Source organism: Microbacterium aurantiacum (assembly GCF_040532595.1).
Classification (GTDB): Bacteria; Actinomycetota; Actinomycetes; order Actinomycetales; family Microbacteriaceae; genus Microbacterium; species Microbacterium chocolatum_B.
Genome location: NZ_JBEVYX010000001.1, coordinates 146517 through 162964 on the forward strand (window position 1 = coordinate 146517; position 16448 = coordinate 162964).

General features: G+C 71.4%; 15 protein-coding genes. 9 read left to right on the top strand and 6 right to left on the bottom strand.

Going from position 1 to position 16448, the window contains the following annotated elements:
* Window positions 1-5 precede the first annotated feature (5 nt).
* From ABXJ56_RS00710 to ABXJ56_RS00730, 5 genes are all read right to left on the bottom strand, one after another.
* Window positions 6-860 carry a sulfurtransferase gene (locus ABXJ56_RS00710; RefSeq protein WP_353997835.1) on the bottom strand — a complete coding sequence of 285 codons (855 nt, stop codon included), beginning with the start codon at window positions 858-860 and terminating at the stop codon, window positions 6-8.
* Between the two features lie 70 nt (window positions 861-930).
* Window positions 931-1590, bottom strand: a complete 660-nt coding sequence (locus tag ABXJ56_RS00715; protein WP_353997836.1) for an ABC transporter permease subunit — start codon at window positions 1588-1590, stop codon at window positions 931-933.
* Window positions 1583-2626: a methionine ABC transporter ATP-binding protein gene (locus ABXJ56_RS00720; RefSeq protein ID WP_353997837.1), complete on the bottom strand. Its 1044-nt coding sequence runs from the start codon at window positions 2624-2626 to the stop codon at window positions 1583-1585. Before ABXJ56_RS00720 ends, ABXJ56_RS00715 begins: the two co-directional genes overlap by 8 nt.
* Window positions 2623-3519 (bottom strand): MetQ/NlpA family ABC transporter substrate-binding protein, encoded by an 897-nt coding sequence (locus ABXJ56_RS00725; protein ID WP_353997838.1) that lies wholly within the window; start codon window positions 3517-3519, stop codon window positions 2623-2625. The genes ABXJ56_RS00720 and ABXJ56_RS00725 overlap by 4 nt, the downstream gene beginning before the upstream one ends.
* Before the next feature lie 170 nt (window positions 3520-3689).
* Window positions 3690-5018: a M20/M25/M40 family metallo-hydrolase gene (locus tag ABXJ56_RS00730; protein WP_353997839.1), complete on the bottom strand. Its 1329-nt coding sequence runs from the start codon at window positions 5016-5018 to the stop codon at window positions 3690-3692.
* A 45-nt stretch (window positions 5019-5063) separates the two neighbouring features.
* Between ABXJ56_RS00730 and ABXJ56_RS00735 the strand changes: the two genes are divergently transcribed.
* From ABXJ56_RS00735 to ABXJ56_RS00775, 9 genes are all read left to right on the top strand, one after another.
* Entirely contained in the window at window positions 5064-6065 is a 1002-nt protein-coding gene (locus tag ABXJ56_RS00735; RefSeq protein ID WP_353997840.1) for a Gfo/Idh/MocA family protein, read from the top strand.
* A complete protein-coding gene (locus tag ABXJ56_RS00740) occupies window positions 6065-6928 on the top strand; it encodes an NYN domain-containing protein (protein WP_353997841.1) in 864 nt (287 codons plus the stop codon). Before ABXJ56_RS00735 ends, ABXJ56_RS00740 begins: the two co-directional genes overlap by 1 nt.
* Before the next feature lie 32 nt (window positions 6929-6960).
* On the top strand, window positions 6961-8148 hold the full coding sequence (locus tag ABXJ56_RS00745) for an ROK family transcriptional regulator (protein WP_353997842.1): 1188 nt from the start codon (window positions 6961-6963) through the stop codon (window positions 8146-8148).
* A 3-nt stretch (window positions 8149-8151) separates the two neighbouring features.
* Window positions 8152-9210 (top strand): sugar ABC transporter substrate-binding protein, encoded by a 1059-nt coding sequence (locus ABXJ56_RS00750; RefSeq protein WP_353997843.1) that lies wholly within the window; start codon window positions 8152-8154, stop codon window positions 9208-9210.
* A 16-nt stretch (window positions 9211-9226) separates the two neighbouring features.
* The gene (locus tag ABXJ56_RS00755) at window positions 9227-10132 is read left to right on the top strand and encodes an ATP-binding cassette domain-containing protein (protein WP_353999934.1); all 906 of its coding nucleotides are present in this window, start codon (window positions 9227-9229) and stop codon (window positions 10130-10132) included.
* On the top strand, window positions 10129-11361 hold the full coding sequence (locus tag ABXJ56_RS00760; RefSeq protein ID WP_435404918.1) for a sugar ABC transporter permease: 1233 nt from the start codon (window positions 10129-10131) through the stop codon (window positions 11359-11361). The genes ABXJ56_RS00755 and ABXJ56_RS00760 overlap by 4 nt, the downstream gene beginning before the upstream one ends.
* 163 nt (window positions 11362-11524) lie before the next feature.
* Window positions 11525-12607 carry a sugar ABC transporter substrate-binding protein gene (locus tag ABXJ56_RS00765; protein ID WP_053548762.1) on the top strand — a complete coding sequence of 361 codons (1083 nt, stop codon included), beginning with the start codon at window positions 11525-11527 and terminating at the stop codon, window positions 12605-12607.
* A gap of 94 nt (window positions 12608-12701) precedes the next feature.
* The gene (locus ABXJ56_RS00770) at window positions 12702-13520 is read left to right on the top strand and encodes an ATP-binding cassette domain-containing protein (RefSeq protein ID WP_353997844.1); all 819 of its coding nucleotides are present in this window, start codon (window positions 12702-12704) and stop codon (window positions 13518-13520) included.
* A complete protein-coding gene (locus ABXJ56_RS00775; RefSeq protein WP_353997845.1) occupies window positions 13520-14794 on the top strand; it encodes a sugar ABC transporter permease in 1275 nt (424 codons plus the stop codon). The genes ABXJ56_RS00770 and ABXJ56_RS00775 overlap by 1 nt, the downstream gene beginning before the upstream one ends.
* 121 nt (window positions 14795-14915) lie before the next feature.
* Here the strand turns inward: ABXJ56_RS00775 and ABXJ56_RS00780 are convergent, their stop codons facing one another.
* Window positions 14916-16442: an ATP-dependent DNA ligase gene (locus ABXJ56_RS00780; protein ID WP_353997846.1), complete on the bottom strand. Its 1527-nt coding sequence runs from the start codon at window positions 16440-16442 to the stop codon at window positions 14916-14918.
* Window positions 16443-16448: the final 6 nt, after the last annotated feature.

Sequence of the window (16448 nt, forward strand, 5' to 3'; positions counted from 1 at the left end):
GCGCCTCACGCCGGTGCGACCACACCCTCCGGCGTGGGCCCGGTCGCCACGAGGCGCCCGGGCGTCCGCGACCATGCGCTCCACGATCCGGGGAAGAGCACGACGTCGATCCCGGCGAGCTCCCCGGCGAGGACGGCGTGGCTGGCGGCGATCCCCGATCCGCACGACGCCGCCACCGGGACCGTGCCGTCGGCTCCGGCCGCGGCGAAGAATGTGCGCAGTCGCGCGGGGTCGGCGAAGCGCCCGCTGTCGATCAGTGCCGTCGTGGGGAGGTTCACCGCGCCCGGGATGTGACCGGCCACGGGATCCATCGGCTCGCTCTCGCCCCGGTATCGCTCGGGTGCACGCACGTCGAGGAGGACACCGTGCGACGGCCACCGCGCGGCCTCGTCGATGGTGATCGTGCCGCCGGCGATCGGGGCAAGGTCGATGTCGCCCGGCACCGGCAGCACGTCGCCGGTCTCGAGCGCGTGACCGGCGTCGGTCCAGGCCCGGAGGCCCCCGTCGAGCACGCGCACGTCGGCGACGCCGCTGCGGGTGAGCAGCCACCACGCACGGGACGCGGCCACGGAATGGATGTCGTCGTAGACCACGACCACATCGCCGTGCGAGATGCCCCAGCGGCGGGCGGCGCGCTGGAGGTCGGCCGTCGCGGGCAGCGGATGCCGGCCCTCCTCCGGTTCGCCACGTCGGGAGAGCTCCCGCTCCAGGTCGACGTACACCGCCGCGGGCAGGTGGCCGGCGACGTAGTCGGGCCGGCCCTCGGGCCGGTCCAGGCGCCACCGCACGTCCAGCAGGCGAACGGGGGCACCCTCGTCGAGGAGCGCGGACAGGTCGGCGGGTGAGATCAACAGGCCCATGGCGTCATCGTCCTCCCCGACCGGTCCCGTGCGCAGCACCGGGCGCAACAGTTCGACATCCCGGCGACGATCACCGGCGCAGGACCTTCCGCGCCAGCGCGTTGCCCAGGAACTGCACCGCCTGGACGATGACGATGATGACGAGGACCGCCGCCCAGGTCACGGCGGGATTGAACTGGCGGAAACCGTAGACGATCGCGAACTCCCCGAGGCCGCCGGCGGCGACCGCGCCCGCGATGGCGGTCATGTCCACCAGGGCGACGAGGATGAACGTGTACCCGAGGATGAGCGGGCCCAGAGCCTCGCGCGGGACCAGCCGGAAGAGGATCCGCGACCGGCTCGCGCCGGCGGCGCGTGCCGCCTCGATGACGCCGCGGTCGACCGTCAGGAGGTTCTGCTCGACGATCCGGCTGATGGCGAACATCGACGCGAGACTGATCGCGAAGATGCCGAACTCGGGTCCGATCCCGGGGATGCCGATGCCGCGGGCGAGCGGCTGGACGGCGGCGAGGAGGATCACGAACGGGATCGGCCGGAAGAAGTTCACGACCACGTTGAGCACGCCGAACACGACACGCTGCGGGAAGAGGCTTCCGGGGCGCGTGGCGTAGAGGGCGAGACCGAGCAGCAGCCCGGCGAGCCCACCGAACAGGAGCGCGATCGAGACGACGTAGAGCGTCTCGAACGTCGCCGCCCACAGCTCCGGCAGCAGGGTGACGAGCCTATCCACGGCGGCCCTCCTCGATCAGCGGGGCGAAGCGGGACGCGTGCGCGATCGCACGGTCGACGGCGTCGGCATCACCGTCCACGGCGAGGGTCAGGTGTCCGAAGACACGCCCGCGGATGTCGTTGATGCCGCCGTGGATGAGCTCGAAGCGCACCCTCTCGGCGGCGAACGCCCCGAACACATCGCCCTGCGTCACATCGCCGTCTCGGATCGTGAAGGTGACGATCCGCCCCGGGTGCCGACGTCGCAGTGTCTCCAGCTGCTCCCCGCGCGGGACGTCCTCGATGATGCTCGAGACGAACCGCCGCGTCGCCCCGTGCTGCGGGGCGGAGAGGATGTCGAAGACGTCGCCGCTCTCGATGATGCGGCCGTCCTCCATCACCACCACGCGGTCGGCGAGGCGCCGGATGACGTCCATCTCGTGCGTGATCACCAGGATGGTGATGCCGAGTTCGCGGTTGACCCGCTGGAGGAGGTCCAGGACCTCCTGGGTGGTGTCCGGGTCGAGGGCGCTGGTGGCTTCGTCGGCGAGCAGGATCCGCGGGGTGGTGGCGAGCGCGCGGGCGATCCCGACGCGCTGCTTCTGACCGCCGGAGAGCTGCTCGGGGTACGAGCCGGACTTCGCCGAGAGACCGACGAAGTCCAGCAGCTCCGCCACGCGCTCGCGGATGGCGGCGCGCGGACGACCGGCGACCTCCAGCGGGTAGGCGACGTTCCCCGCCACCGTCCGGGAACCGAACAGATTGAACTGCTGGAAGATCATGCCGATGTCGCCTCGGAGCGCACGCAGGTCCTTCTCGCGAAGTCCCGTGATGTCGCGCCCGTCGATCTGGATCACCCCGGATGTGGGCTTCTCCAGGGCATTGACCAGGCGGAGCACCGTGCTCTTGCCTGCCCCCGAGTAGCCGATGATCCCGCAGACCTCGCCCGCGGCGATGGTGAGGGACACGTCATCGACCGCGAGGGTGCGCGGGGCACCCTTCTCGGTCGGGGGGTAGGACTTGGTGACGCCCGTGAGGCGGATGAGCGACGCGGTCACTGGTTCGCGCGGATGTCGTCCTCGACGTCGGTGAGCGACGCGACGAGTTCGGACGCGGGCGTCGTCACGAACACCGCGGTACCGCCGGATGCCTCCTGAAGCCCGTCGAGAACCGCCTGGTCGGTCTGGAAGATCTCCACCAGACGCTGGTAGGTGGGGTTGTCGGCATCCGCCGCCTTGGCCGCGAAGATGTTGATGTACGGGAAGGCGCTCGGGTCCGAGGGGTCATCGGTCGCGATGGCGTCGTCGAAGCTCAGACCGGCGTCCTCGACGAAGTCGTTGTTGATGATCGCGGCGGCGACGTCGGGGAGCGAGGTCGCGGTGAACGCGGCGTCGAGGGCCTCGACCGTCACCTTCGATCCCGGGAGGACGTCGGCGACCGTGGAGAAGATCGACCCGCCGTCCTCGAGCTCGATCAGACCCGCGGACTGCAGGACGAGGAGTCCCCGCGCCTGGTTCGACTCGTCGTTGGGGACGGCGACGGTCGCACCCTCGGGAATGTCCTCGACCGCGTCGTACTGGCTGGAGTACAGCCCGAGCGGATAGATCGCGGTGGCCCCGATCGGCTGCAGGTCGTCGGCGCTGTTCACGTTGTAGGTCGCGAGATAGATGATGTGCTGGAACTGGTTCAGGTCCAGCTCGTCGGCGGACAGCGCCGGGTTCGGCTGGGTGTACTCGGTGAAGTCGACCAGCTCGACCTCGATCCCCTCGGCTGCCGCGGCCTCGACATAGGTCGCCCAGTACGGGTCCCCCGCACCGACCACGCCGATGCGGACGGGACCCTCGCTCGCGGCGCCGTCGGTGGAGTCGGAGGCGGGCGATGCGCACCCGGCGACCCCGAGCGCGACGACGAGGGCGAGTGCGGAGATGGACAGCGGCTTGATGACGGACATGGTGCTCCTCGTGGTTGTGGGGCACCACGCGGGCGGCCGGACGACCGCCGAGGCGGGTGGATCTCACCCGCTCGCCTCATCGCGGTGCCTCAGGCAGAGTAGGCAGGCCGTCTCGACCGCCGAAACCGGGTCGTAACATGCCGACACCCGCCGGCGTTCCGGCGTCGGCCTCAGGACGCGCGGATCAGCGCCCCATAGAACGCGATGCCGCGCAGCCAGACCGCCACGCGGATGCGCTCGTTCGGCGCGTGCAGCGCGTCGCGCTCGGCGCGGGTGAGGTGGAACGGGGTGAAGCGGTAGACGTGATCGCTGATCCCCGTGAACCACCGGCTGTCGCTCGCGCCGAGCTGCAGGTAGGGCGTGGTGACGACATCCGTTCCGAGGGTGCCCGCGACCGCCGTCGCGATCCGCCGCCAGGGTTCCCCGCGCCACGGGGACACGGGCGACGGGTCGCTTCCCTGGCGCAGCTCGACCTCCACCGCGGCATCGCCGATCACGCGACGCACGCGCGCGATCGCGCCCTCCACCGTGTCGCCGGTGAGCAGCCGGACGTTCACGGTCGCCCGCGCGCGCGTGGCGAGCACGTTCTCCCCCACCGCGCCGTCGAGCTCGGTCACGACCGCGGTCGTCCGGACGATCGCGTTGGTCTCCGGACCCGCCAGAGGCAGGGCGCGCGCGAGCAGCGGCGCCGTCACGGTGAGGTGGGCGAGGAGCGGTCCGAGCGGCCCCCGCGCGTGCGGGGCCAGGGTCGCCAGCATCGCGCGCACGGGCGGGGCCAGGCGGACGGGGAACGGATGCCGGTGCAGACGACCGATCGCCCTGGCGAGCCGCGCGGGTGCGGGGAACGACGGCGGCGTCGAGGCATGGCCGCCCGCCTCGTGGACGGTGAGGGTCAGCGTCATCACGCCGCGCTCGGCGACCCCGACCATGGCCGTCGGGACGTCGACGCCGGGGAGGACGCCCTCGACGACCGCGCCGCCCTCGTCCAGCACCAGGGCGGGCCGGATGCCGCGCGCCTCGAGCACGGCGGCGATCGCGCGGGCGCCGTCGCCCGCGGTCTCCTCGTTGTGACCGAAGGCCAGGTAGACGTCGTGAGCGGGGACGACGCCCTCGGCGAGCGCCTCCTCCGCCGCCTCGAGGATCGCCACGAGCGCGCCCTTGTCGTCGATCGCGCCGCGGGCGTGGATCTCGGCATCCGTCCCCTCTCCCACGATCTCGGCCGCGAACGGCGGATGCCGCCACTCGACCGGATCGACCGGGACGACGTCCTGGTGGGCCATGAGCACGAGCGGCCGATCGGGCGATGCACCGCGCCAGCGGTACAGCAGCGCGTGACCGGCGACGACCTCACGCTCCAGCACGCCGTGCACGCGCGGATAGAGCCGCGCGATCGTGTCGTGCAGGAGGTCGAACGCGGCGGTGTCCACGAGCGAGACGTCGACGTGCGAGACGGTCGGGATCCGCAGGATCTCTCGGAAGCGGTCGATCGGAGTGCTCACCCTGCGAAGCCTAATTCGCGACGCCTCGCCCGCTACCCTCGGAGGATGACCGCATCCGCATCTCCGAGTCTTCGCTGGGGCATCCTCGGCCCCGGCGGCATCGCGCACGCCTTCACCCGCGACATCCGTCTCGCCGGCCGGGAGGTCGTCGCCGTCGGATCGCGCGATCGGGACAAGGCCGCGGCCTTCGCCGAGCAGTATGCGATCCCCCGCGTGCACGGCAGCTACGAGGAGCTCGTGGCCGACCCCGAAGTCGACATCGTCTACATCGCCACGCCGCACCCCTTCCACCACTCCCAGGCCCTCCTCGCCCTGAACGCCGGCAAGCACGTCCTGGTGGAGAAGCCCTTCACCCTGACCGCCGCCGAGGCCGCAGAGGTGCGCGACGTCGCCGCGGAGCGCGGACTGCTGGCGATGGAGGCGATGTGGACCCGCTACCTCCCCCACATGGCGCGGATCCGCGAGATCATCGCCGCCGGCACACTGGGCGAAGTGCGCGCGGTCATGGCCGACCACACCCAGCTGCTTCCGTCGGATCCCACCCACCGCCTCAACGCACTGGAACTCGGCGGCGGCGCGCTGCTGGATCTCGGGGTGTACCCGGTGTCCTTCGCGTGGGACATCCTCGGCGAGCCGATCTCGATCGCCGCCTCCGGGCGCTTGGGCGAGACCGGGGCCGACACCGAGGTCGCCACGATCATGGTGCATCCCTCGGGGGCCGTGTCGACGTCGCTGTCGGCCTCCCGCGCATCGGGACCGAACGTCGCGCACATCATCGGCACCGAGGGCCGGATCGACATCGACCGCGTCTGGTACAACGCCACCTCGTTCCGCGTCATCGGCCCCGACGGCACCGTCCTGGAGGAGTACCGCTCGGAGATCTCCGGGCGCGGGATGCAGTTCCAGGCCCTTGCGGCCGAGAAGTACGTCGCCGACGGCACGCGGGACAGCGATCTGCTCCCCATCGACGAGACGGTCGCGATCATGGAGACTTTGGACGAGATCCGCGGCCTGATCGGCGTGCGCTACCCCTCGGAGGAGGACTGATGGCCCCCGCACCCGGCGCCCGGGTGGCGGTGTACCTGGACTTCGACAACATCGTGATGTCCTGGTACGACCGGGTCCACGGGCGGAACGCCTACTCGCGCGATCGGCAGAAGATCGCCGCGGACGCCGCCGATCCGGAGATCGCCGAGCGGCTCACCGCGGCGACCATCGACGTCGGCGCCATCATCGACTACGCCACGTCCTTCGGGACGCTGGTGACCACGCGTGCGTACGCCGACTGGTCCGCTCCTGTGAACGCGGAGTACCGCTCGCAGCTCGTGGCGCGCGCGGTCGACCTCGTCCAGCTCTTCCCGGCCGCCGCCTACGCCAAGAACGGCGCGGACATCCGTCTCGCGGTGGATGCCGTGGAGGACATGTTCCGCCTTCCGGACCTCACGCACGTCGTGATCGTCGCGGGAGACTCGGACTACGTCCCGCTCGCGCAGCGGTGCAAGCGCCTCGGACGCTTCGTCGTCGGCGTCGGGGTGGCCGGTTCCACCGCGAAGTCGCTCGCCGCCGCGTGCGACCAGTTCGACTCCTACGACGCCCTCCCCGGTGTCGCCGCGCCCCCGAGCGCCGAGAAGGATTCCACCCCCACCCGCCGACGCGGACGGAAGCCGGCATCCGATCCCACCGCCGACCTGCTGGAGCGCGCCCTGCGGCTGGAGAGCGACAAAGAGGATGCGGAGTGGCAGCACGCCTCGGCGGTGAAGAGCCTCATCAAGCGGCTCGACCCCTCCTTCAGCGAGAAGGCGCTCGGCCACAAGAGCTTCTCGGAGTTCCTCAAGGCCCACCCCGCCGTCGCCGAGACCGACGAGGCCGAGAACATCGTGCTGGTGCGGCTCGCGGCGGACCGCCGCTGACGCCCGCGCCGGCTACCGGTACAGTGTGTCCCGTGGCACGCCGTACCCCACCGCCGGGCTCGCAGACCTCCCTGCGAGAGGCGAACCGTGCCCGCGTGATCGAATCGCTCAAACGTCACGGGCGTCTCACTCAGGTGGAGCTGGCGGGGATCACGGGCCTGTCACCCGCCACGGTGTCGAACATCGTCAAGGAGCTCACGGCGTCGGGGCTGCTGCACACCTCGTTCACATCGCGCAGCGGGCGGCGCGCGACGCTGGTCTCGCTGGCGCGTCAGGTGGGTCTCGTCGCCGGGGTCCACTTCAGCTCCCGCCACCTGCGGATCGCGATCGCGGACGCCACCCGCACCACGGTGACCCAGACGACGCTCCCGCTTCCGCTGGATCACCGCCATGACGCGGAGCTCGACCGGCTGAGTCTCCTGCTCGGAGACATGATGGAGTCCCTCGGCGGCTCCGTGTCGGATCTCCTCGCCGTGGGCCTCGCCCTCCCCGCGCCGATCGATCCGCGCACGGGCATGGTCTCCACGCCCGGTCTCCTCCGCGGCTGGGAGGGCATCGACGTCGCCGAAAGCCTGACCTCCCGCATCGGCCGTCCCGTCCACGTGGACAGCGAGGCGAACCTGGGCGGTCTCGCCGAGGCGCGGGAGGGATCCGGTCGCGCGTCCCGCTCGTCGGTGTTCATCCGCATCGGCCACACCATCAGCGCCGGCATCATCGTCGACGGAGATCTCTTCCGCGGCGTGAACGGCAAGGCCGGGCAGATCGGCCACGTCACGCTCGACGAGAACGGCCCGATCTGCCGATGCAGCAACCGCGGGTGTCTCGAGACGTACGCGGCAGGGCCCGCCCTCCTCTCCCTCTTCCCTCCCGGGGAGGGCATGCAGCGCCTGGGCGACCTCCTCCAGGCGGCCGAATCCGGCGACGGCAGCTCCCGACGTGTCATCGCCGACGCCGGCCGACACATCGGTGTGGCCGCGGCGAGCCTGTGCAACCTGTTCGATCCCGAGCTCATCATCGTCGGCGGCGAACTGGGACTCGCGGGCGAACTCCTCATGGCTCCGATGCGCCACTCCCTCGAGCGGACGGCACTCACCTCCGCGGACGGTCTCCCCGAGATCGTCGAAGCCTCCTTCGGCGAATGGGCCGAGACCCGCGGTGCGATCGCGACGGCGCTCGACCAGGTCGCCGTCGACGCCCAGACCCTCCCGATCACGGCCTGACCCGTGCGCCCCTCCCGCCTCCGATCGGCGGCCGCGCTCGTCGCGACCGTGCTGACGGCGGGCCTGCTCGCCGCCTGTTCCCCCGCCGCCCCTGACGACGAGGGGACCATCGCCCTCCTCCTCCCCGACGCCAAGACGGCGCGGTACGAGACGTTCGACCGCCCGGTGTTCGAGGAGCGCGTCGCCGAACTCGGCGACTTCCGGGTGCTGTACTCGAACGCCGACCAGGATGCCGCCAAGCAGCAGCAGCAGGCGGAATCGGCCCTCGCCGCCGGCACGGACGTCCTCGTCCTCGACCCCGTCGACGGCAACGCGGCGGTCACGATCGTCACCGCCGCCAACGCGCAGGGCGTGCCCGTGATCGCCTACGACCGGATGATCTCCGGCGGGGAGCTGGCCTATCACGTCTCGTTCGACAACGAGAAGGTCGGACAGCTGCAGGCCGAGACGCTCGTGGCGGGGCTCGATGCGGCCGATCGGTCGGACGCCGGCATCCTGATGATCAACGGCTCGCCGACCGACAGCAACGCCGCACTCTTCCGCGCGGGGGCGCGGGAGGTCTTGGATGCCGCGGGGGTGCGGGTGCTGGCCGAGTACAGCACGCCCGACTGGAGCCCCGACAAGGCGCAGGAGTGGACCGCGGCGCAGATCTCCCAGTTCGGCGACCGCATCGCCGCGGTGTACGCCGCCAACGACGGCACCGCCTCGGGGGCGGTGTCGGCGCTGAAGGCCGCGAACGTCGCGCCGTATCCGCTGGTCACCGGTCAGGACGCCGAGCTCACCGCGCTCCAGCGGATCCTCACGGGAGACCAGTACATGACCGTGTACAAGGCCATCAAGCCGCAGGCGCGCCTCGCCGCGGAGGTCGCCGTCGCCCTCGTCCGCGGAGACGAGGTCACCGCGCCTGCGGAGATCGACGGGGTCCCCACGACGCTCCTCGACCCGATCGCGGTGACGGCGGACACCATCGCCGAGACGGTGATCGCCGATGGATTCTGGAGCGTGGAGGACATCTGCACGCCGGCCTATGCGGCCGCCTGCGCCGCCGCCGGTCTACGGTAGCCAGGTGGCAGCGGACATGGCGACGGCGCATCCCCGATCTCGGCGCACCCGGGAGCGGGTGCTGACGATGACCGGCATCCGCAAGCGGTTCGGCGCGGTCAAGGCGCTGTCGGATGTGGATTTCTGGGTCAACGAGGGCGAGGTCGTCGCGCTCGTCGGCGACAACGGCGCGGGCAAGTCCACCCTGGTGAAGGTGCTCGCGGGAGTCCACCCGCCGGATGCCGGGGAGATCGTCTTCGACGGGCGGAGCGTGCAGATCGCCAGCCCCGCCGACGCGCAGGATCTGGGGATCGCGACCGTCTTCCAGGACCTCGCCCTGTGCGACAACCTCGACGTCGTGGCGAATCTGTGGCTCGGACGGGAGCGCCGCGACGGCATGCTCCTGGACGAGGTCGACATGGAGCAGCGGACATGGAGCCTCCTGCGCGAGCTGTCGGCGAAGATCCCCTCCGTCCGCGTGCCCGTGGCCTCGCTGTCGGGCGGCCAGCGCCAGACCGTCGCCATCGCGCGCTCCCTCGTCGGCGAACCCCGCGTGGTGATCCTCGACGAGCCGACGGCGGCCCTCGGCGTCGCCCAGACCGCGGAGGTGCTGAACCTCATCGAGCGGCTGCGCGAGCGCGGGCACGGGGTGATCCTCATCAGCCACAACATGGCCGACGTCCTCGCCGTCGCCGACCGCGTGGTCGTGCTGCGCCTCGGACGCAACAACGGCGAGTACCGCGTGGCCGACGTCACGAGCGAGACCCTCATCGCGGCGATCACCGGCGCCGGCGACTTCGGTGCGCCCCGCCCCCGTCCGGCACCACCGGAGCCCGCGCCCCCGGCCGAACAGACCGAGCCCGCGCAGGCGGCCGTCCCCGTGATCCCGCTCCGTCCTCGGAGCGCCCGCGCCCCCCGCCCGCGGCACGGAGACGACGCGTGACCGCCGCCGACGACCGAGCGGCCGTGGGCGCACTCCCGCCGACGGGGGGCATCCGGCAGAGTCTCGACCTGTTCGTCGCGCGGATCCGCGGCGGCGATCTGGGCGCCGCCCCCGTCATTGCCGGCCTCATCGTCATCTGGATCGTCTTCCAGACGCTGAACCCGGTCTTCCTCTCCAGCACGAACCTCGTGAACCTGACGATGCAGAGCGCGGCGATCGGCACCATCGCGCTGGGAATCGTCCTGGTGCTGCTCATCGGCGAGATCGACCTCTCGGTGGGCTCGGTATCGGGGCTCGCGGCCGCGGTGCTGGCCGTCGGCTTCGTCCAGCTGGAGTGGCCCCTCGCGGTCGCGCTGCTCGCCGCAGCGGGGGTGGGTGCCCTCATCGGCCTCGTGTACGGGTTCCTGGTGACCCGTTTCGGGCTGCCGAGCTTCGTGGTGACCCTCGCCGGACTCCTGGCCTTCCTGGGCGTGCAGCTGTGGGTGCTCGGGCCGTCCGGCTCGATCAACCTGCCGTTCGACTCGTGGATCGTGCAGTTCGCACAGCAGATGTTCCTCCCCGCGTGGGCGTCCTACGTCGCCGTCGCCGTCGCCGTCGGGCTGTACGCGGCGAGCCTGGTCCGCCGAGCGCGGCGCCGCGCCGCCGCAGACCTCGTCCACCAGCGTCCGATGGAGATCGCCGCGCGCACCACGGTGCTCGCCGTCGTGCTGGCCGCCTCGGCGTGGTACCTGAACCTCTCGCGCGGCGTCGGGGTCATGTTCGTGTTCTTCCTCGCCCTCGTCGTCGCGATGCACATCGCCCTCACCCGCACACGCTGGGGTCGCGCCGTGTACGCCGTGGGCGGGTCGGTGGAGGGTGCCCGTCGCGCCGGCATCCGCGTCGATCGGATCTACCTCTCGGTGTTCGCGATGTGCTCGACCCTCGCCGCGGTCGGCGGGCTGCTCGCTGCGGCACGCCTGGCCGCCGCCAACCAGAGTTCCGGCGCGGGCGACACCAACCTCACGGCCATCGCCGCGGCCGTCATCGGCGGGGCGAGCCTGTTCGGCGGTCGAGGGAGCGCCTTCTCCGCTCTCCTCGGCATCCTGGTGATCGGCTCGATCGCCTCCGGGCTGACACTGCTGAACCTCGATTCATCCGTTCAGTTCATGATCACCGGCGCCGTGCTCGTTCTCGCGGTCATCGTGGACTCGATCTCCCGCCGCACCCGCGCCGCCACCGGTCGCGCCTGAGCGCGCACGACGACCACCCCTTGACTTCAGGGGGCGAAGACGTCCGTCGCGTTATCGAGGCGTTATCTTCAAGTCTTGACGCCAATGCGTTCACTCGTCAAGATCAGTGCAAGCGATGTGGCTCGGGCTCGGGCCTCGCACCTTCAAAGACGAAAGGCGAAAGATGAAGAAGTCTTCACTCCTGACGCTCGCGGCCTTCTCCGGCGCCGTGGCTGTCGCACTGACCGGCTGTGCCGGTGGCAGCACCGACGGCGGCGGCGCGACCGACGGCGGCGACGCCGCCGGTGACGCCGGGCGCGCGTGCGTCATCCTCCCGGACGCGGCGTCCTCGCCCCGCTGGGAGAACTTCGACCGCAAGTACCTGCAGGAGGGCCTCGAGGGCGCCGGCTTCCAGGTCGACATCCAGAACGCCCAGGGCGACGTCAACCAGTACTCCACCATCGCCGACCAGCAGCTCACGCAGGGCTGCGGCGTGATGCTCCTCGTCGACTACCAGGGCGCGGCCGAAGCCGTCGCCGAGAAGGCGACCGCGCAGGGGATCCCGGTCATCGCCTACGACCGCCCCTTCGCCGGCGCGGACTACTACGTCTCGTTCGACAACATGGAGGTCGGACGCCTCCAGGGCCAGACGGTGCTCAACGGCCTCGAGGCCGCGGGCGTCGACCCCGCAGAGGCCACCGTGGTCTACATCGGCGGTGACCCCACCGACGGCAACGCGGCGATGTTCCACGACGGTGCCGACGAGGTGCTCTCCGAGGCGGGCATCACCCCGGCCGCCGAGCCCCCGGGAGCGTGGGACCAGGCCGTCTCGCAGACCAACTTCGAGCAGGCGCTGACCTCGCTCGGCGGGCAGGTCGACGGCGTCTGGGCCGCGAACGACACCAACGCCGCCGGTGTCATCCAGGTGCTGCAGACCAACAACCTCGAGGGCGTCGCGGTCTCCGGCCAGGACGCCAACATCGCGGGCCTGCAGAACATCCTCCTCGGCTGGCAGACCGCCACGGTCTACAAGCCGGTCGCCGACGAGGCCGCCGCGGCCGTGGAGGTCGCCATCGCGCTCCTCAACGGCGAGTCGGTCTCCACCGATGCCGAGCTCGAGGACGGGACGCCCTACATCCAGGTGACCCCGGTCCTGGTCGGCCCCGACGAGGTCAAGGACGTCATCGCCGCCGGCGACGCCGCCTACGACGACGTCTGCACCCCCGAGGTCATGGCCGCGTGCGAGGAGTTCGGCGTCACGCCGTAACCCCGCCGCACGGGGCGCCGCGTCCTCCGGGGCGCGGCGCCCCTTCCCTATCCGCACGCGGGATGTCCGGCATCCCGCTGGCAAGGAAGCGATCATGACAGACACGATTTCCCACCCCTCCACCGCCACGGACCCGATCATCAAGCTGGTCGGCGTGAAGAAGTCCTTCGGCCCCGTCAGCGTCCTCAAGGGCGTCGATCTGAGCGTCCACCCGGGACGCGTCACCGCCCTCGTGGGCGACAACGGCGCCGGCAAATCCACCCTCATCAAGGGGCTCGCGGGAGTGCAGCCCTACGACGAAGGCGACGTGCTCATCGACGGCGTCCACCGCGATCTCCACGCCCCCCGCGACGCCTCGGGCCTGGGCATCGAGGTCGTCTACCAGGACCTCGCGCTGTGCGACAACCTCGACATCGTCCAGAACATGTTCCTCGGTCGCGAGGAGACCGCGGGCGGCACCTTCGACGAGGGGCGCATGGAGAAGGAGGCCTCCGACACGCTGCGCTCCCTCTCGGTCCGCACCGTCAAGTCGGTGCGACAGAAGGTCTCCAGCCTCTCCGGCGGTCAGCGTCAGACCGTCGCGATCGCCCGCGCGGTGCTGAAGAAGGCGCGCGTGGTGATCCTCGACGAGCCGACCGCGGCTCTCGGCGTCGCCCAGACCGAGCAGGTGCTGAACCTCGTCCGGCGCCTGTCGGACCAGGGTGTGGCGGTGGTCCTCATCAGCCACAACCTCGCCGACGTCTTCGCCGTCGCCGACGACATCGCCGTGCTGTACCTCGGGCAGATGGTCGCCCAGATCCCCACCGCCGAGACCACCCGCGACGACGTCGTCGGGTACATCACCGGCACCAAGACACCCACCGGATTCGTCGTGCAGGACACCGCGACCATCCGCACCGAAGGAGACTCGTGATGAGCAGCAGCACCGCCCGCACGGAAGCCTCCGTGGACCCCATCGCGGGAGACCTCATCGGCAGCGGCGTCGAAGGCGGACTCGCCGACCAGGTGCGCGCCTGGTGGCAGCGGGTCCGCGGCGGCGACATGGGGGCGCTGCCCGCCGTCGGCGGCCTCGTCGTCCTCGGCATCCTGTTCACCACCCTGAGTCCGTTCTTCCTCACGGAGCGGAACTTCGCCAACCTGCTCAACCAGGCCGCGACCCTGGTCATGCTCGGGATGGCGCTGGTGTTCGTCCTGCTCCTCGGCGAGATCGACCTGTCCGCCGGTGTCACCGGCGGTGTCGCGATGGCGCTGTTCGTCGTCCTCAACGCCCAGTTCGGCATCGCCTGGCCACTGGCCCTGCTGGTCGGGTTCGGGTTCGGGCTCCTCGCCGGGGCGTTCATAGGGTTCTTCGTCGCGAGGGTGGGCATACCGTCGTTCGTGGTGACACTGGGCCTGTTCCTGGGCCTCCAGGGACTCGCGCTGGTCATCATCGGACCCGGTGGCCTGTACCGCGTCGAGGTTCCCGAGCTCATCGCGCTGCAGAACGGCAATCTGCCCGTCTGGGGCGGCTGGCTCATGCTCGCGATCATGATCGCCGTCTCGGGCGGCACCGCCTTCTGGGACCGCGCCCGGCGCACCCGCGCGGGCGTCCCGAACCGGGCGATCTCCCTCGTGTGGATCAAGCTCGCCACGATCGCCGTCATCGGCGGTGTCGTGGTGTACGTCCTCAACGTCGACCGCGGCCAAGGGGCCGTGGCGGTGCAGGGGGTGCCGAACATCGTCCCCGTGGTGCTGGTGATCCTCTGGGCGGGCACGTTCGTGCTGGACCGCACGAAGTTCGGCCGCTACATCTACGCCGTCGGCGGGAACGCCGAGGCCGCGCGCCGCTCCGGTGTGAAGGTCCGCTGGGTGAAGTGGTGGGCGTTCGTCATCTGCTCGAGCCTCGCCGTCGTCTCGGCGCTGTTCAGCGTCACCCGGGTCGGATCCGTGGATGCCGCGGTCGGACGCGACATCGTCCTGTCGGGCGTCGCCGCCGCCGTCGTCGGCGGGGTGAGCCTCTTCGGCGGTCGCGGACGCCTGGTCCACGCCGCGATCGGCGCCCTCGTGATCGCGGTGATCACCAACGGTCTGGGCCTTCTCGGCCTCCCCGCCGGCGTGAACCTCCTGGTCACCGGTGGCGTGCTGATCCTGGCCGCCACCGTCGACGCCCTCTCGCGTCTGCGGTCGGGCGGCGCGATGAGGCTGTAGCCCCGGTATCACGAAGCGGGCCCCGGCGTCTTTCCGACGCCGGGGCCCGCTGTGTTCACTTGTCGCGTCTTGCGGGTTCCGCGCGGTTCCACCCGCACGAAGCGACAAGTGAACCGGCGGGTCAGGGGCGGAGAAGGGCGCGGAGGGCGCCGATCGTGTCGGCGCCGCCGGCGTCCTTGTCCGGCCGGTAGCCCTTCACCCGAGCGAAGCGGAGCGCGACGCCGCCCGGGTACCGGCTCGAGCGCTGCACGCCGTCGATCGCGATCTCCACCACCGTCTCGGGGCGCACGTGCACTGCGCCGGCCGTCCGCCGCGTCTCGATCGTCGGGAAGTGCGCGCTCTGCCACCGGAGGGTCTCGTCGGTGAGCCCCTTGAAGGTCTTCCCGACCATGACGAACCCGCCCGGCTCCCCGTACTCCCCGTCCGGGTCGCGGGCGGCCAGATGCAGATTCGACAGGAGGCCGGTCCGCCGGCCCGACCCCCACTCGGCGGCGAGGACGACGAGGTCGAATGTGAGGACCGGCTTGACCTTCAGCCACGCCTTCCCCCGACGCCCGGCCGCGTAGGGGGCGTCGAGCGCCTTCACCATGACCCCCTCGTGACCGGCGGCGAGGGCCTCGCGGGCGAACCGCTCCCCCGCCTCCGCGTCGGCGGTGTGGAGGGCCGGGATGATCTGGTCACCCACGAGCGCGGCGAGGGCGGCGCGGCGGTCGGCCAGGGGCGCGTCGAGCAGATCCGCGCCGTCGAGGTGGAGGAGGTCGAAGAACCACGGCCGCAGCAGCGTCTCCGCGTTCGCGGCCGAGCCGAATCGCGCCATCGTGTCCTGGAACGGACGGGGTCCGCCGTCCTCGTCGAGCGCGAGCGTCTCGCCGTCGAGGATCACGCGCTCGGCGGGAAGCGCGCGGGCGGCCGCCACGATCTCCGGAACCCGGTCGGTGATGTCGGCGAGCGACCGGGTGAAGACGCGGACGTCCTCCCCGTCGCGGTGCACCTGCACGCGCGCGCCGTCGAGCTTGTACTCCACCGCCGCCGGCCCGTCGAACCCCGCGAGGGCGTCGGTGACCGACGGAGCGGTCGAGGCGAGCATCGGCAGGACGCCTCGCCCCACGACGAGCCCGACCGCGCCGAGGTCATCGGTCGTTCCCGTCATCGCCAGGCGCGCGGTCGCGCCCAGGTCGCCGCTCAGCATCGCGGCGCGACGGACCGACGCCGTCGGGTGCCCGCTCGCGCGGGCGATCGCGTCCAGGACGACACCCTCCAGCGCGCCCGAGCGGAGCTCGCCGATGATGATGCGCTGGATGAGGTCCCACTCCTCGGCCGTCGTGCGGGCGGCGAGAGCGCCCAGGATCTCCGACCGCCGGGCGCTCACGCCGTCACCGCCGGCGCGAGCGAGGGAATCCAACGCCGCGTCGACGTCGGCGACCGTCGCCGTGGGCGCCGGCGCGGGAACGACGGCGACGTCCGACAGCGTCCGCCATCCGACGCCGATGCGCCCCTGCCGCGGACGGGCGAGGAGGAAGCCGACGACGACCGCGAGCTCGTCGGGATCCGCGCGGGCGAGGAGGCGAGCGACGGCGTCGATCTTCGCCGTGCGCGATGCGGTGGCGGTGGCTTCGTCGACGCTCTCGCGGACCTCGTGGAACAGCATCCCCGC